Below are 16583 nucleotides of genomic sequence, written 5' to 3'. Positions count from 1 at the left end.
TTGATAAGGACATGATATGGCGGTTCCTATTCCCATTGGCATTATATCTATCAAGGGCATATGTAGGGATCATGCATTCAGGGAAACAATGAGGCGTAAAATAAATGTCAACCAATAGCCGCTTATTGGAATTTATTAATTTTCTGATTATCAAAGTAAAAAACATGGTGGCTTTTATAGTCTATCATTCGTTTGGCTTTGCATTTGCCCCGTTAGTTATTTTTGGCCCAATACTTTGCATTATGTTTGTCGAACCCTGGCCGATGAAGTTTGTCAGTATCGGAGTATGGCTGGTGTTCCTCTATTTTCTGTCAAAGGTGATTGATAAAATCACTGGCAGAGATAAATGTGATAATTAATTATCCTTGATAAGGCCCCTCCATTTGCAGGGCTCATATTTGATCCCTGCCTCAGACCGCCTTCTCAAAACGTAATCAGCTTCTTCGTCACGCTATTCTTCAGCAGCAGCATTGAAGACAACACTGAAAGCAGGAAAGTCAGCAGGATGACGAACAGTTTGGCGGTCAGGGAGTTGATCGGGATCCACTGGATTAATAAATTGAAAAAGGTGTAGTGGAGAATATAAACGCCGGTCATGGTTTTCCCCAGCGAACTGACCATTTCACTGACCGGCAACCGCGTGGCGTCCTGTTTCACGCCATTGGCCGCGATAATGATCAATACCACCAGAATATAGACCTGCGATCCGGTCAGAATAAAGCTGTTGCGCTCCAGGTTGAAGATGGAAAAGAAGAAGTGTTTTTCATAATACCAGGTGAAAATATAGACAAAAGGAATGGCGATGGCGGCGATTTTCGCCACCCGCGGGCGACCGTACAGGGCGGAAACCACCGGGTCATATAACAACTGGCCGGTCAGATAATAAAGTACCCAGGTCCAGATGCGGAACTGCGCGGGGGTTGAAAAAGATTTATGGTCAGTGAAATAGATCGCCAGCAGATCATACGCAAAGGAAAAAATCAGCAGGCTGGCGACCAGTGCCGCAAGAATGACCCGTCTTTTAGCCAGCCATTCCACCAGCGGATGAAAGGTGTAAATAATCACCAGCGTAAAGATAAACCACGGCTGAATCAGATAACCTTTCTGGTAAGGCTCCCATAAATAATAAATCGAAAACCAGAAAATGAAGAGGGTTAAGATGCTGCGTATTTTCTTCAGTTGCCATTCTGCCGTGTGCTGTGAACCGGCATCCATATAACCGGTGACCACAAAAAACAGCGGTGTGGCAATGGTGGAAATAAAGGTCAGGAAAGCCAGAATAGTGTCGTAGTTATAATTGTAATTGTCGTAAGTGTTATAAACGGTGAAAAAGGTCACGGCGGTCAGGCAGCCGAGCGTTTTAATAATATTCAGTCCCGTGGTGTTCATTGTGTACGTCGTTGTCCTTCACGATGGAAACAGTTGTAAATCACCGGCAGCGCCAGCAGCGTCAGCACGGTGGCAAATCCCAGCCCGAACATGATAACAACCGCCATGCTCTGGAAAAAGACATCAAGCAACAACGGCGCGAGGCCGAGCACGGTGGTAAACGCCGTCAGCAGGATCGGGCGCAGACGCGAAGTGGCCGCGTAGATAATCGCGTCGGTCTGGTTTTTCTCTTTTTTCTGCTGACCAATTTCTTCCACCAGCACGATGCCGTTACGGATTAACATCCCGCTCAGGCTGAGCAGGCCGATCAGCGCCATAAAGCCAAACGGAATACCGGTCAGCAGGAAGCCAAAGGTGACGCCAATCAGGGCCAGCGGCACGGTCAGCCAGATGGCGATGGCGTTTTTAACCGAGCTGAACATCAGGACGGTAATGATAAACATCATCAGGAAACCAACCGGCAGGGTGGTAAACAGCCCCTGCTGCGCCTCGGCGGAGTTTTCCGCGTCGCCACCCCATTCGATGCTGTAACCGTGCGGTAATTTCAGCGCCTCAACCTGCGGTTTAATACGCGCCAGCATATCGCCGGAGGTTTCACCGCTGGCCGGATCCGGATCGGTCTGTACGGTGAGCACCCGCGAGCGGTCGCGCCGCATGATCAGCGGATCTTCCCATTCAACTTTAAAATCACTGACCACGTTACTCAGCGGAATAAATTGCTGACGTGTCTGGCTCCAGACCATGATATTGGCCATATGATCGACATCCAGTCGTTCCGATGATGGCGGGCGTAAAACAATCGGCATCAGCGTCGAGCCATCGCGGAAAATCCCCACGGTGCTGCCGCTGAAATTCATCTGTAATGCGCTGTCGGTTTCGCCTTTGTCCACGCCGAGTTCACGTCCCAGATACGGCGAAAATACCGGGCGAACCATTTTGCTGCGATCCTGCCAGTCGTTACGCACCCCGTCGGCCGCGCCGTCATCGAGGATAATCTTATCCACCTGACTGGCGATATTACGCAACTGGTCGGGATCGGAACCTTTGATTCGCACTTCAATCGCACTGTCACCGGACGGCCCGAACATGATGCGTTTCAGGCTGGCGTTGACTTCAGGATAATGATTGCGGATGTTCTGTTCGGTGCTGTGGGCCAGCGCGGCGATTTTCCGCTGGTCATCCATGCGCACCATAATTTGCGCATAGTTGGAATATTGCCGCTGGCCGTTGTAGGTGAGGATAAAACGCATCCCGCCCTGACCGACGGTGGTGACAGTGTTTTCCACGCCTTCCTGCTTGTTAATATCTTTTTCGATTTCACCGGCGATGCGCGCGGTGTAATTAATGTCCGTGCCGTAGGGCAGCCACAAATCGACGAAGAAAATCGGTGTATTAGAGGAAGGGAAAAAGTTCTGCCGCACGGCACCGAAACCCCATACCGAAGCCACCAGCAGCGCAGCCAGCACGCTGAGCGTGAGAGCCTGGTGTGCAAGCAGTGCGGAAAGCATCCGCCGGTAGACGCGAAATATCCTGCCACCGTAAGGGTCAATCTGTTCGTCCGGTTTTTTATCCGCCACTTTCATATTGGCGAAGGCCCATTTCACCAGGACCGGCGTCAGCGTCAGCGCGGTCACCCAACTGAGCATCAGCGAAATCAGCAGCACCTGGAACAGCGATTTACAGTATTCACCGGTCGAATCTTGTGACAGCCCGATGGGCGCAAACGCCAGAATGGCAATCACCGTCGCGCCGAGCAGTGGCAGCGCGGAACGCTTAATGATTTGCGAGATGGCGTTCATCAGCGGGTTACCCTGCTGGCGCGAAATCAGCACGCCTTCCACCACCACAATCGCGTTATCCACCAGCATACTGAGCGCGATTATCAGCGCCCCGAGCGAAATGCGCTGCAGTTCGATGCCGGACAAATACATGATCAGCAGCGTGCCGAGCACGTTCAACGCCAGCGACACGGCAATAATAATCCCGCTGCGTAATCCCATGAAAATCAGCAACACGCCGACCACAATTGCCAGCGCCATCAGGAAGTTAATGATGAAACCATCGACAGATTTCTTCACTTCGGCGGCCTGATCGTAAAACACTTTCAGTTGGATCCCGGCCGGTTTATCGGCTTCAAGCTGATGCATTCTGGCTTCTATCGCCCGGCCAATGTTCATGACATTCACGCCGGGAATATAAGAGACACCAATGGTCAGCGCATTACGGCCATTGGCGTGATAAATATTGCCCGGATGATCGGTGATCCCCTGCGAGATGGTGGCGATATCACGCAGATAAATGCTGTGCGTCGAACCGGCGGGGCTGATCAGCACATTATTCAGCTCGTCAATATTTTCAAAGCCACCGGTCGGATGCAAACGGATCGACTCGCTGCCGACCGTCATGCTGCCCGCATCTGACACCATATTCTGGCGATTCAGCACGTCGGCAAGGCGCGGCAACGTGACGCCATAAGCAGCCATTTTTGCCCGTGAAATCTCAATGTTGACCTGTTCAGGAAGGATTCCGCCAATCGCGACTTTACCCACGCCGGGCACCAGCACCAGTTCACGGCGCAGTTGTTCGGCATATTTACGCAGTTCCGGGTTGCTAAAGTTGTCGCCATAAATCGAGAAAAAATAGCCGTATACATCACCGAAATCATCGTTCACAAACGGCGGGCTGACACCGGGCGGAAACTGCAACGTGGCGTCGTTGACGCGGCGGCGCAGTTCATCCCAGATTTGCGGCAGTTCGGAGGAGTGATAACGGGAATCGATATTGACGGTGATTTGCGATAAGCCGACGGCAGAAATCGAGGAAATATTATCGACGTAAGGCAGGCGTTGCAGGGCATTTTCCAGCGGCAGCGTGACTTCTTCCTCAACCTGCTGGGATGACGCGCCGGGATATTGCACTGCAACCACCGCGGTTTTAATGGTAAACGCCGGGTCTTCCAGCCTCCCGATATTGAACAACGCAATCAGCCCGCCCACGCCGAGCAGCAGGATCACCAGCCAGATGCGCGTCGGATTATTAATGAAGCTTTCGTTAATTCCCATCACAGACCCCGCTCTCTGGTCCAGATGCGAACCGGCTGCTGAGCGTGTAATTCCCCGACGCCCGCCGCCACCACTCTGTCGCCTTTTTGCAGTCCGGCGGTGATTTCAATGCCCTGAGACGTCAGCTCACCGACGGTGACTTTACGGTCTTCGACGTGCAGGGTATCGCCTTCACCGGCCACTACCCAGACGTGCGCGTCATTACGCTGGCTGCTGTCCGGATTAAAAACGGCTTCGACCGGGATAACCAGCGTACTGACCGGCGTTGCCGTGGCGAGATTGGCCGGATTAACCGTGACGGTGCCGCTTAATCCGGCCACCGCGGGGAAGTTTTCCGGACGCGGCATGACCAGCGTCACCTGCCAGGTCAGCGTATTGGCTTCGCTGCTGGCGGTGTGTTCTTTATAGGTTGCGGTGAATTCCCGGTCGGGAAGGTTGTTGATACGCACCCGCGGGCGGTAATCGACATTGCGTACATCCAGGCTGGTAAACAGATTTTCCGGCACGCTGAACACCACATCCAGCACGTCGGAACGGCTTATGGTTGCCACCGGCTGACCGGCGGCAACAACCTGATGATTGCGCACAGACAGCCGGGCAATGACGCCGCTGAACGGTGCTGTGAGGTTCAGATCGTTAAGTTCTTCCTGCGCAATTTTCAGTGCGGCAGCGGCGGAATCCCGGCTGGCTTTATGCACCTCGAGTTCGGCCTGCGACACCACGTTGCGCCGTGCCAGCGTCTGATAACGTTCAAACTGGCGCTGCGCCAGCGTGGCGGCGCTCTGACGATCGTTAAGGCGCTGACGGGCATCGTTGTTGGTCAGCCGGGCGAGAATTTGTCCTTGTTTTACCGCTTCGCCTTCGCGGACGTCCAGCGTTTGCAACTGACCTGCACGTTTGAAAGCAATGTCGGTGTTATCACCGGCTAAAATGCGCGCCGGAAAAACGCGGGTGCTGAGCGGGCTGGCGGCTTCTGCCGTCGCAATTTTAACCTGTCGGGGCGGGGAGGGGGGATCCGGGGCTTTCTGGTCACAGGCGCTTATCAGAAATAGGATGAGCAGAGCGGGAGAGAAACGAATGTCCATAATACTTCCCCTCATAAACAACACACGAAATAATAAATTAAGACAGAATATATAAGGACATTTAATGTGCTGTGCCAATATATTATATCTCTGACCTATTCTTATTGAGACTCAGGTTATCTGTTGTTTTTGTTAATCTAATTGTTTTTTCAAAGCCGGGAATTAACACTATTTAACACGGTATATTATAGTTTATACAGCTTTACGTATCTTGCCAGAAATTAACATCACAATTCTTGCATTACCCGCATCATTCATGAACCCTTTCAGGGATCAAGGAGTCAGGCATCATGAATAATCCAGCGCCATATTCCGTGAATAAAACAACAGAAACACTGTGGTATCAGCAAAGCGTAGAAGAAAGCCTTACCGGACTTCAGTCCGGGCCTGACGGGCTCTCACCCGAAGACGCGAAAAATAAACTCCACCATTACGGTCCTAACGTCCTGCCGCAAAAAGAAGGTAAATCTCTGTTTATTAAGTTTATCTCGCACTTTAAAGATATTCTTATCTATATATTATTAGCGGCCGCTGTCGTCACGGCCATTATGGGGCACTGGGTTGATACACTGGTGATATTAGGTGTGGCGGTTATTAATGCTTTAATTGGTTTCATCCAGGAAAATAATGCTGAGAAATCATTGAAAAGCATTCAGAATATGCTTTCCAGTGAAGCGCTGGTATTACGCGGCGGACAACAGGTCACCGTCGGTACTGATGAAATCGTGCCGGGAGATATTGTTCTGCTGCGCCCCGGTGACAAAATCCCTGCCGATTTACGTCTGATTGACGTGCATAACTTACGTGTCGAAGAAGCCATTCTGACCGGCGAATCGACCGTGGTTTCGAAAAAGACCGGGGCGCTGGAAGGTGAGAAATCCATCGGTGATCGCAAAAATCTGGCGTTTTCAGGCACCACCGTCAGTTCCGGTACCGCCAGCGGCGTGGTGTTTGCGACCGGCGGCCAGACGGAACTCGGTCACATCAATGAAATGCTTTCTTCTATAGAAGACAACAAAACGCCGCTATTGGTGCAGATAGATAAACTGGGGAAATCCATTTTTGTCATCATTCTGTTCATGATGGTGGCATTGCTGATTTTTGGTTATCTGCTGCGCGATATTCCGTTTGGCGAACTGCTGCTGTCGGTTATCAGTCTGGCGGTGGCGGCGGTGCCGGAAGGGTTACCGGCGATCATTTCTATTATTCTCTCCCTCGGCGTGCAGGCCATGGCGCGCTCGAAAGCCATTATCCGCAAACTGCCGACCGTGGAAACGCTGGGCGCGATGTCAGTGATTTGTTCGGATAAGACCGGCACGCTGACCATGAATGAGATGACCGTGAAAGCGGTCATTCTGGCGGATAATGTCTGGACGGTAGAAGGCAACAGCTACGAACCGATGGGCAGCTTTACCCCCGCCGGTGCGGCGACACCGCAGCCTGCGGATTCGTCACCGCTGCTGACTCAGTTTCTGCGTACCGTGGATATTTGTAACGACAGTACGCTGAAGCAGGACGCGCAGGGTCACTGGGGCATTACCGGCGGTCCGACCGAAGGGGCGCTGAAAGTGCTGGCCGCCAAGGCGCATCTGCCGGAACTGGCGTTTGGCCTCAGCAGTAAAATCCCGTTCGATTCGCTCTACAAATATATGGCAGTGGCTGGCGAGAAAAACGGCCAGTCGCAGATCATGCTGACCGGCGCGCCGGACGTGCTGCTCAAACTCTGTCAGTTTCAGCAGACACCGGAAGGCGCGGTGCCACTGGATCATGCCTATTGGGAATCGGCGATCACCCAATATGCCAGCGAAGGGCTGCGCATGGTGGCGGCGGCCTGGAAGCCGGTCGATCAGCCGGTTACCGCGCTGGACCATCCGGAACTCAGTCACGGCATGGTGCTGATTGGTATTGCGGGCATGATGGATCCGCCGCGTCCGGAAGCGATTGTGGCGATTGGCGAATGCCAGCAGGCCGGGATCCGCGTCAAGATGATCACCGGTGACCATCAGGAAACCGCGATGGCCATCGGTAAAATGCTCGGCATCGGCAACAGCGAAAACTCCATCACCGGCTATGAGCTGGAGCATATGGATGACGCGCAACTGAGAACCGCCGCCGTGCAGTTCGATATTTTTGCCCGTACCAGTCCGGAACATAAATTACGTCTGGTGAAAGCCCTGCAGGATACCGGCGAAATTGTCGGCATGACCGGCGACGGCGTGAACGATGCCCCGGCGCTGAAACAGGCCAACGTCGGTATCGCCATGGGGATCAAAGGCACGGAAGTGACGAAAGAATCTGCCGATATGATCCTGGTGGATGACAACTTTGCCACCATCGCCAACGCGGTCAGGGAAGGGCGGCGGGTTTACGACAACCTGAAAAAAACCATCCTGTTTATTATGCCGACCAACCTGGCGCAGGGGCTGCTGATCATCATCGCCATTCTGATGGGCAATCTGCTGCCGCTGACCCCCGTGCAGATCTTATGGATGAACATGGCGACCTCCGCGACGCTCTCCTTCGGGCTGGCATTTGAGAAAGCCGAAAGCCGCGTGATGCGTCGTCCGCCGCGTAACGTCAGCGCGCACGTCATGGATAAATACGCCATCTGGCGTGTGGCCTTTGTGGGCCTGCTGATTTCCATCAGCGCCTTCATGCTGGAAGCCTGGCTGCAGCCGCGCGGTTATGAACCTGAATTCATCCGCACCGTGCTGTTGCAGACGCTGGTTACCGCGCAGTGGGTGTACATGATCAACTGCCGCGATTCGGATAACTTCTCGCTCAGCCGCGGTCTGCTGCACAATAAAGGCATCTGGATTGTCACCCTGGTGCTGTTTGCGTTGCAGGCGATCATTATCTATGTGCCGCTGATGAACACGCTGTTCGGTACGCGTCCGCTGCCGTTCATCTATTGGATCATCGGCCTGATGATCGGTGTGGCGCTGTTTGTGATTGTTGAAATAGAAAAAGTGCTGACCCGCCGCTGGCGCAAAGCGAGTTAAGGCAAGCCCCTGGGATATTTTCCTCTCAGGGGCCTGTATATTACCGCAGAGAAAATACTCACCCGCTCACCTTCCCGCGCTTCAGCAGCCCGCATAAAAAACATCAACCAGCCGAAAGGCTGGTTTTTTATTGCGCATTCACCTCTCTTAATTGTCTGTAAATTCAACATATTGAAAAATTTACTTTTTAATATTTATCCGAGTTATCTGATAGCCACAATGATTTAAATGCTAATTACCCTGATTTATCTGCACGAATTTACGTTAAAAAGGCATTTTTATAAGAATAGTCTTGGTATTAACAGGCATGGATAATCAAATAATTATTATCATTTGCATGAAAATAAAGAATTAATTCTGTTTACCCTATGAGTTAAGAATGTTCTTGGGTAAATTAGGGTTTACTGGCCTGGTTAATCGCTATGCATAAATGTGTATAAAAGAGCAATAGGTTAGTTTTTTTGAGCGGTTTTTCAGATAATGACTCAATAATGAAATTTGAATGTTTAGTTTTCGTAAAAAGCAAAATCTGAAATCACACTTAAAAAAGTGAAAAATCCTGTTTTAAAACAAAAATACAGATGGTTAAGTGTGTTAATGGAGTTGTTTAAATGAGAGAGATTCTTACTGAGATAGTTCTTAGATTTTGGGGGCGCTTAACCTTAAAAGCGTCGTATACGTCACATTTTGATTACTAATTAGGAATAATTGTAAGAATGCGCCTAGAAAACAGGCATGCATTTAACGATAAGAAAGTGTAAATCGATCGGTCAAACCTATTGTTAGGTCTTATTATGAGCGAGAAAAACGATTTGAAGAGTTTCGGCTGCGTATTACTCTACGTACAGATACTGAAAAGTTTTAAATATGATTTAGAGCGGCTCTAAACATTCTTTTTTCTTATCTCTTTCTGAGAGTGCTTTATTCTTCCCCGGATTAACGAGGCAGAATTTGAGCGTTTTTAAAACCACATAATTAGGCGGCCCAATGCCTCGGGTAATAATCTGGAGTGAGTGCCAATTTACTAAATTGGCGTTGAAAGAAATAATCTCCAAGAAGCTGCCTTACGTAGACAATGTCATCCCATTTGATCAGAACGAAGGGATGAACTTGTTTGCGAAAGATTACTTGATCATCGATCCGTCAGGCGGTGGCTTCCACAGGTGTTATGAGTTTTTAAGAGAAAATCTGAATATATTGGATCCGGAGAGAATTCTGATTGTGTCATCAGCTGTTGATATGTTAATGCTCGAGCTTTTACTGAAAAAGGAGTTCAAGTTCCTTAAGAAGAAGAGTGATCTGGTTGATGTCGAGAGATCAGTTGAGCAATTTATCCGGCTTCAGGGCAGCGCGATTAACAAGGAAGAATTCAATTATAATATTACCAAAATGGAAGAAAAAGTTTTGGTGATGATGATGTCTGGTCTGTCTGTCACCAGCATTTCAAATATTCTAAAGCTCAGTGTTAAAACGATTAGTGTTCATAAATGCAACTCATTAAGAAAAATAGGCGTTGATGCCAGCAGCAGTTCAGCTTTGTTCTTTTTGCACAAACACGCCGTGGGTAACAGAATTGTCAGATAACAAAAAAACTTTTTAAGCTGACCTTGCACAGTGCAGGTCCGCGACAGACGTTGCTATTTTTTCAGGGGTATGAAATGCGATCACTCAAAAGAAGTCATCCTGGCTTCCTGTATGAACCCATTGTGTCCGTCTCGGGAGTGATACTTGGTTTTGAGCTGGTTAAGAAAAAGAATACAAAGGAAAGCAACGAGTATTCAGAGGATTACGCATTACCTCTTTCTGCTGAAGAGAAGGTGAAGGACTTCTTCGAGCAGGTCACCACAGCGTGTGTGAATGAAAGTATCTTTGTCGCCAACGGCTTTTTATTGTCGATCAATATTGACTATGAGATTGCGGTGCATATTGCCAGCAATCAGGCGATACAAAAGGTTTTGCAGCAGCACAAATATATAAGACTGGAGGTGAGTGAGGATTTTCACGAATTCAATGCCGGGCAGGAACGTCCTGTGCTTCAGTCTTTAGCTGCATGCTGCCCTTTATGGCTGGATAATTTTGGCGCAGGTAACACCAGTCTTACGCTGGTGATGAGCGAAAAGTTTGAATATATAAAAATCAGTAAGACCTTTTTTTGGCAACACCAGGGAACTCAATCTCTAAGAAAAGTGATCGCCCATCTCAGGCCCTATTGCCGTGGCATTATTATCAATGGTGTCGAGAATTCGCAGCATATTGAGTACTTAAGCGGCAGTGATATTCTTGCTATGCAAGGTGCGTTATGGCTGCCTTATAGTCAGGATGAATTAATACAGTCATTTTTTTGAAAAAATTGACTTTTAAAATAACGCTGTAATAAGCACGAATAGCTAATTACTGCGGTTATTTTAAATGTACGGGAACCTATCGCCTGACCTATTTTTGGCGAGGGGAACCTGTGCGAATTATTACCGGAATTATCGTTTGGCAAATTGGTGGCCGTAAACCAGGGGCGGTAGCATAGCTAAAATATATACCGGTCTTAAATTGTACAATAATTATTTTCTATTGATATACTCAAAGGGCCCATTGGTTATTGGGTGAACAATTCGTTTGTCAATTGAAGAGGAGTAATTATGAGAAAATTTATGTTTTCTGTTATTGCCCTGATGCTGCTGCCGCTATATTCGCAGACAACATCTGCTGCTGAACTCAGCTCAGGGGAAACAGTGGCGGCAGTGGTCGGTACCAGCGGCGCAATATTAGCCGCAGGTCTGATTGCTGTAGGTAACGATGATAGCGATGGTAACAGCAACACCAATACCTCAACTACCACCACAACCTCACGCTAATAAGTCACTTAATTATAACCACACATCCGTGTGGTTATTTTCCCACATGATAATAAAGATATAGGGAATCACTTGTGCGCTATTCCTTATTGTTCCTCTGCCTCTTGTTACAAGCATGTTCCCCTTCGCAAAACAGTCTGGTTGATACTTTTAAGGTTGCCATTAAAGGGCCGCAGGATGTTGTGGTGCCACCCCAAAGAATTGCCGCTATTCCTTACGGCAGCATTTATTTAAAACTGCCTACGTCTGCGCAAATCTTTGTGGTCGGCTATCTCCAGGATGGCTTTGAAAAATGGAGTACCGGCGACCAGGTCGTATTTATTACCCAAAATGGTCGCCTGGTCCGTTCGACCGGTTATTCGCAAGGGGATCTGCTGGAAGTCACCAATCTGCAACAAGACCCGCTGTTGCATGCAGCAAATTTGCGTGAAGGGGCAGGCTGGACACGTCTGATGCGCTGGACGGAGAACCGGCAGCCATTGTCATCCGTTGTAACATCCCGTTTCAGCCGTGAGGACGACGAAACCCTGACACTTCCCGGAAGAGTCGTTGCCTGTCAGGTGTGGCGCGAGGATGTGACGCTTGAGGCCACGGGTGACCGCTGGCAAAACACTTTCTGGGTAGATCCGCACAGCGGATTGGTGCTCAAGAGCAATCAGAGGTTGGGAGCAGATATGCCGGTGAGTATGACGTTGCTCAAACCTGCCAATGCGGGGATCCCACCAGCATGAAAATAAAAACGCTTTTATTCATTTTTAGCGCCTTGCCGGGGATGGCATTTTCCGAGGGCAACGTGGCCGTTTACACCAGCGCCTCTCAGGGGCAGCCTGCCCAGGTACTCAGCCATATTAAAGATATGCGCCAGATGATGGCGGAGTCCGATCTGATCCGCCAATCCTGGTCGCCCGGCACCGTGATTGCTGTGCCTGCCGCTACGCCTGAGGCGCAGCAACAGTATCTGTCCATGCAGAACCAGCTCAAGGCCTGGCGTGCCACGGAGAATGGCGATACGCAGCAGACCATTAACCGTGTCATTCAGCAGTTGCAGGGGTTGCAGGTTACCGGTCGTCAGTTTACCCCGATGGATGCGGATTTGATCCTCAACAACAATGCCGCTAACCGCCAGTTACAGGGGGATTATCGCGTCTATACCGCAACGCGTCCCAACAGCGTGTTGTTGCTGGGTGCGGTGAGTGGTGCGGGAAAACAGCCGTGGGTTGCAGGTCGTACGATTCGTGAATATCTCGCAGACCATCAATTTCTTTCTGGTGCCAATCTGAATGAAGCCGTGGTGATTGATCCCAATGGAACCATCCGGGTCGTGCCGGTCGCGTACTGGAATTATCGCCACGCTGAAGCCCAGCCGGGCAGTATCATTTGGGTCGGTTTTTCTGACTGGACGCTGCCGCGCCAGTTTAAAAACCTTAATCAGCACATCGTCTCTGTTTTGGCGCACCGGATCCCTGAATGATGAAACCAAAATATCTTCTCAGCCTGCTTGCTGTGTCCGTGGTTTACGCTAATTCCGTCCGGGCGCAAACGTATGATGAACCCCTTGGTCCTTCACAGTCCGATTTCGGCGGCGCGGGACTTTTACAAACACCGACGGCGCGGGTCCCGAAAGAAGGGGAGTTCAGTGCCAACTACCGCGATAATGATGCCTACCGTTTTTATTCGGTCTCGATGGCGTTGTTTCCCTGGCTGGAGACCACGTTGCGTTATACCGACGTGCGTGACCGGCTTTACAGTAGTGATCCAAACTTCAGCGGCAATCAAACCTATAAAGACAAGTCTTTCGATGTGAAATTAAGACTGTGGGAAGAGGGCTACTATCTTCCGCAGGTTGCGTTGGGCAAGCGCGATATCGGCGGCACGGGGTTGTTTGACAGTGAATATCTGGTCGCCAGTAAAGCGGCCGGACCGCTAGATTTCACGCTGGGGGTAGGCTGGGGTTATATCGGCAACAGCGGCAATATCACGAACCCTTTCTGCAAAGCCAGCGATAAATATTGTACCCGCGCGCAAAGCCATTCCACCGGCGATATTTCACTCAATGATATGTTCCGCGGCCCTGCGGGGGTATTCGGCGGCGTGGAGTATCAGACCCCCTGGCAGCCGTTGCGCCTGAAGATGGAATACGATGGTAATAACTACCGCGATGATTTTGCCGGGGCACTAAAACAGAACAGTAAGTTTAACTTCGGTGCTGTTTATCGCCTGGCAAGCTGGATGGATGTCAACGCCAGCTACGAGCGTGGCAATACCTTTATGTTCGGGTTTACCCTGCGCAGTAACATGAACGATTGGGTTCCTCATCAGATTGATGACCCGGTTCCTGCCTATCAGCCGCAGCCGCAAAGTGCGGGAATGGTTAATTACAGCGTCGCGACCGGACAACTGGCTCAGCTGAAAGGCAATGCCGGGTTTAGCGAACCGCGTATCGACATCCGTGACGACACCCTCAACGTTACGGGTCAGCAGGATAAATATCGCAATACGTCCAAAGGCGTAGAGCGTGCCAATCTCATCATGCTGAATAATCTGCCGGAGAATGTCGACACCCTGGATGTTACCCAAAACCGCTTTGGTATGCCGATGGTCACCACACGTACCCGCGTGGCGAGCCTGCGTCAGCAGCAACAGGGTTATCCGCTGGGGCAGGAACAGTCCCTGAACCAGCAACGGATTGAACCGGTCACAGACGTCGGTCAGGGATTCTTTATCGGCAAGGACCGGTTTAATTACAGCCTGTCGCCGGTATTAAGACAATCTGTCGGCGGCCCTGAAAACTTTTATATGTATCAGATCGGGGTGCTGGCGGATGCCAACTACTGGCTGACAGATCACCTGCTTGTCGATGGCGGCGTGTTTGGCAACGTTGCCAATAACTACGATAAGTTCCGCTATGACGGCGTCAGTAATGACTCTTCTCTGCCACGCGTACGAACGCATATCCGTGAATACGTTCAGAACGATGTCTATGTGAATAACCTGCAAGCCAACTACTTCCGTTATCTGGGCAACGGTTTCTACGGACAGCTTTATGGCGGTTATCTGGAGATGATGTACGGCGGCGTCGGGGGCGAAGTGCTCTACCGGCCACTGGATTCTGACTGGGCACTGGGTATTGATGCTAACTATGTCAAACAGCGCGACTGGGACGACATGATGCGCTTCACTAACTACAAAGCCGCGACCGGCAACCTGACAGCCTACTGGCGGCCGGCATTTATGGATGATGTGCTGGTGAAAATGAGTGTCGGGCAATATCTGGCTAAAGACAAAGGCGGCACGTTGGATCTCTCCAAACGCTTTGACAGCGGTGTCACCGTGGGAGCCTATGCGACGCTGACGAATGTCTCTAAACAGGAATACGGTGAAGGCTCCTTTACTAAAGGCTTCTACATCTCTGTTCCGCTGGACTTGCTGACGGTCAAACCGACACGCAGTACACCAACCGTCAGCTGGACACCACTGACGCGTGATGGTGGCCAGATGCTGGGCAGACAGTACGGCTTGTACGGTATTACTTCAGACAGAGATACGCCGCAGTTGCCTTAATGAAAGGTTGTGCCTGACTGCAACAGTCAGGCACCTACAAAATGACTTATTTATTATTTTTCTGATATGTCAGCATGTCAGGAGACCGTTAATGAAGTCCATTATTATAAGCCTATTAACCTGATGTCCTCAGGTAATAATTATTTTTTGATACTTGTTGTGAGGGAAGTATGACATTTCTCACCAGAAATTTTTACTCAAGCCTGTTTCTTGCTCTTTCGGATTTCGTCAGTTTTACCCTGTCGATTTATGTCGCTAAAATATTATTGAGCTTCATGCTCAAAGAGTTTGATGACTATATTCCCGCTCAACATGTTACTGCCCTGGTTTTATTACACTGGACGCTGGCATTTTGTTGTGTTGGCTGGTTCTCGATTCGCTTGCGGCATTATTACTACCGCAAAACCTTCTGGTTTGAACTGAAAGAAATTTTACGCACGCTGGTCATTTTTGCCGTTATTGAGATCGCGGTGATGGCTTTCGCGGAGTGGAATTTTTCCCGTTATATGTGGATCCTCACCTGGCTGTTGGTGCTGATATTTGTACCTTGTGCCCGCATGATGACTAAGCGTGTATTAACGGTTCTGGGTATCTGGCAACGCGATGCCATTATTATTGGTACCGGTAAAAATGCTCACGAGGCTTACAAAGCGATTCAAAGCGAAAAGAATCTCGGGCTGAACGTCACCGGATTTATTTCCAGCGAACTGACTGACAAGCCGGGGGACAGCATTGATGGCATTCCGATCATATTCTGCGATGACCTGTGGTTATTAACCCCGTGCGATAAGAAAACCCAGTTTATTGTCGCCGTGGAAGCACACCAGAGCGATATCCGTAACTACTGGCTGCGGGTGTTTATGATCCACGGTTACCGCTATGTCTCAGTGATCCCGACACTGCGCGGCATGCCGCTCGACAGTACGGATATGTCGTTTATTTTCAGTCACGAAGTGATGATCTTACGTGTTCATCAGAACCTGGCGAAATGGTCATCACGCTTCCTGAAACGTGCTTTCGATATTGTGGCTTCACTGGGGATTATTGCCATATTGTCTCCGCTGCTGCTGTATATCAGCTTCAAAGTGAGAAAAGATGGCGGCCCGGCAATTTATGGTCATGAGCGTATTGGTAAAGGCGGCCGTCCTTTCAAATGTCTTAAATTCCGCTCAATGGTAATCAATTCCAAGGAAGTGCTTGAGGAATTGCTGGCAAATAACCCCGAAGCACGCGCTGAGTGGGATGAGACATTTAAGCTGAAAAACGATCCACGTATTACGCGCATCGGACATTTATTGCGTAAAACCAGCATGGATGAATTGCCGCAGTTATTTAATGTATTAAAAGGAGAAATGAGCCTTGTTGGTCCGAGGCCTATTATTAACGCTGAACTGGAGCGTTACAGTGATGAGGTGGATTATTACTTGCTGAGCAAACCGGGAATGACCGGATTATGGCAGGTGAGTGGTCGCAGTGATGTGGATTACGAGACCCGCGTCTATCTTGACGCCTGGTATGTAAAAAACTGGTCGATGTGGAATGACATTGCCATCTTATTTAAAACAGTAAGTGTTGTGCTTAGAAAAGACGGTGCTTATTAACAGTCATTTAAATAATGCATCACCCTCATGTATT

12 protein-coding genes are annotated in these 16583 nt (G+C 49.7%); 9 read left to right on the top strand and 3 right to left on the bottom strand.

All coding sequences use genetic code 11. From position 1 onward, the window contains the following. The first annotated feature begins 104 nt into the window (after positions 1-104). Positions 105-359 carry a hypothetical protein gene (locus LC431_RS00445; RefSeq protein ID WP_223509125.1) on the top strand — a complete coding sequence of 85 codons (255 nt, stop codon included), beginning with the start codon at positions 105-107 and terminating at the stop codon, positions 357-359. A gap of 64 nt (positions 360-423) precedes the next feature. Here the strand turns inward: LC431_RS00445 and LC431_RS00440 are convergent, their stop codons facing one another. Genes LC431_RS00440 through LC431_RS00430 form a run of 3 tightly spaced genes read right to left on the bottom strand, consistent with a single transcriptional unit; the run spans position 424 to position 5536 of the window. Beyond that, positions 424-1389 carry an acyltransferase gene (locus LC431_RS00440; protein ID WP_013576891.1) on the bottom strand — a complete coding sequence of 322 codons (966 nt, stop codon included), beginning with the start codon at positions 1387-1389 and terminating at the stop codon, positions 424-426. After that, positions 1386-4451: an efflux RND transporter permease subunit gene (locus LC431_RS00435; RefSeq protein WP_223509124.1), complete on the bottom strand. Its 3066-nt coding sequence runs from the start codon at positions 4449-4451 to the stop codon at positions 1386-1388. Before LC431_RS00435 ends, LC431_RS00440 begins: the two co-directional genes overlap by 4 nt. Then, the gene (locus tag LC431_RS00430; RefSeq protein ID WP_013576889.1) at positions 4451-5536 is read right to left on the bottom strand and encodes an efflux RND transporter periplasmic adaptor subunit; all 1086 of its coding nucleotides are present in this window, start codon (positions 5534-5536) and stop codon (positions 4451-4453) included. The genes LC431_RS00435 and LC431_RS00430 overlap by 1 nt, the downstream gene beginning before the upstream one ends. Positions 5537-5826: 290 nt before the next feature. On the opposite strand from LC431_RS00430, the gene LC431_RS00425 reads away from it, so the two are divergent. The 8 genes from LC431_RS00425 (at position 5827) to wbaP (ending at position 16549) form a co-directional block, all read left to right on the top strand. Next, complete coding sequence (locus LC431_RS00425; RefSeq protein WP_223509123.1) at positions 5827-8538, top strand: cation-transporting P-type ATPase; 2712 nt, start codon at positions 5827-5829, stop codon at positions 8536-8538. 1110 nt (positions 8539-9648) lie between these two features. Continuing rightward, positions 9649-10122, top strand: coding sequence for a helix-turn-helix transcriptional regulator (locus LC431_RS00420; protein ID WP_223509121.1), 474 nt, complete (start codon positions 9649-9651; stop codon positions 10120-10122). A gap of 74 nt (positions 10123-10196) precedes the next feature. Further along, positions 10197-10883 carry an EAL domain-containing protein gene (locus LC431_RS00415; RefSeq protein WP_037033328.1) on the top strand — a complete coding sequence of 229 codons (687 nt, stop codon included), beginning with the start codon at positions 10197-10199 and terminating at the stop codon, positions 10881-10883. A gap of 288 nt (positions 10884-11171) precedes the next feature. After that, positions 11172-11387 carry a hypothetical protein gene (locus LC431_RS00410; protein ID WP_013576884.1) on the top strand — a complete coding sequence of 72 codons (216 nt, stop codon included), beginning with the start codon at positions 11172-11174 and terminating at the stop codon, positions 11385-11387. A 74-nt stretch (positions 11388-11461) separates the two neighbouring features. Then, positions 11462-12118 (top strand): YjbF family lipoprotein, encoded by a 657-nt coding sequence (locus tag LC431_RS00405; protein WP_119262073.1) that lies wholly within the window; start codon positions 11462-11464, stop codon positions 12116-12118. After that, complete coding sequence (locus tag LC431_RS00400) at positions 12115-12858, top strand: capsule biosynthesis GfcC family protein (RefSeq protein WP_112150916.1); 744 nt, start codon at positions 12115-12117, stop codon at positions 12856-12858. Before LC431_RS00405 ends, LC431_RS00400 begins: the two co-directional genes overlap by 4 nt. Beyond that, entirely contained in the window at positions 12858-14948 is a 2091-nt protein-coding gene (locus tag LC431_RS00395) for a YjbH domain-containing protein (RefSeq protein ID WP_200227231.1), read from the top strand. The genes LC431_RS00400 and LC431_RS00395 overlap by 1 nt, the downstream gene beginning before the upstream one ends. 170 nt (positions 14949-15118) lie before the next feature. Then, on the top strand, positions 15119-16549 hold the full coding sequence (gene wbaP, locus LC431_RS00390) for an undecaprenyl-phosphate galactose phosphotransferase WbaP (protein ID WP_223509119.1): 1431 nt from the start codon (positions 15119-15121) through the stop codon (positions 16547-16549). Positions 16550-16583 lie beyond the last annotated feature (34 nt).

The sequence above is a fragment of the Rahnella sp. GSA61A genome (assembly GCF_019969905.1).
Taxonomy (GTDB): Bacteria; Pseudomonadota; Gammaproteobacteria; order Enterobacterales; family Enterobacteriaceae; genus Rahnella; species Rahnella aceris.
The sequence above is the reverse complement of the archived record's forward strand: the minus strand, read 5'-3'. Positions and strand labels throughout refer to the sequence as shown.

What these genes read in the sequence shown, in the direction of transcription:
- LC431_RS00445 (WP_223509125.1), top strand. Translation starts at nt 105, where the DNA reads ATGTCAACCAATAGCCGCTTATTGGAATTTATTAATTTTCTGATTATC.
- LC431_RS00440 (WP_013576891.1), bottom strand. Translation starts at nt 1,389, where the DNA reads ATGAACACCACGGGACTGAATATTATTAAAACGCTCGGCTGCCTGACC.
- LC431_RS00435 (WP_223509124.1), bottom strand. Translation starts at nt 4,451, where the DNA reads ATGGGAATTAACGAAAGCTTCATTAATAATCCGACGCGCATCTGGCTG.
- LC431_RS00430 (WP_013576889.1), bottom strand. Translation starts at nt 5,536, where the DNA reads ATGGACATTCGTTTCTCTCCCGCTCTGCTCATCCTATTTCTGATAAGC.
- LC431_RS00425 (WP_223509123.1), top strand. Translation starts at nt 5,827, where the DNA reads ATGAATAATCCAGCGCCATATTCCGTGAATAAAACAACAGAAACACTG.
- LC431_RS00415 (WP_037033328.1), top strand. Translation starts at nt 10,197, where the DNA reads ATGCGATCACTCAAAAGAAGTCATCCTGGCTTCCTGTATGAACCCATT.
- LC431_RS00410 (WP_013576884.1), top strand. Translation starts at nt 11,172, where the DNA reads ATGAGAAAATTTATGTTTTCTGTTATTGCCCTGATGCTGCTGCCGCTA.
- LC431_RS00400 (WP_112150916.1), top strand. Translation starts at nt 12,115, where the DNA reads ATGAAAATAAAAACGCTTTTATTCATTTTTAGCGCCTTGCCGGGGATG.
- LC431_RS00395 (WP_200227231.1), top strand. Translation starts at nt 12,858, where the DNA reads ATGAAACCAAAATATCTTCTCAGCCTGCTTGCTGTGTCCGTGGTTTAC.
- wbaP (WP_223509119.1), top strand. Translation starts at nt 15,119, where the DNA reads ATGACATTTCTCACCAGAAATTTTTACTCAAGCCTGTTTCTTGCTCTT.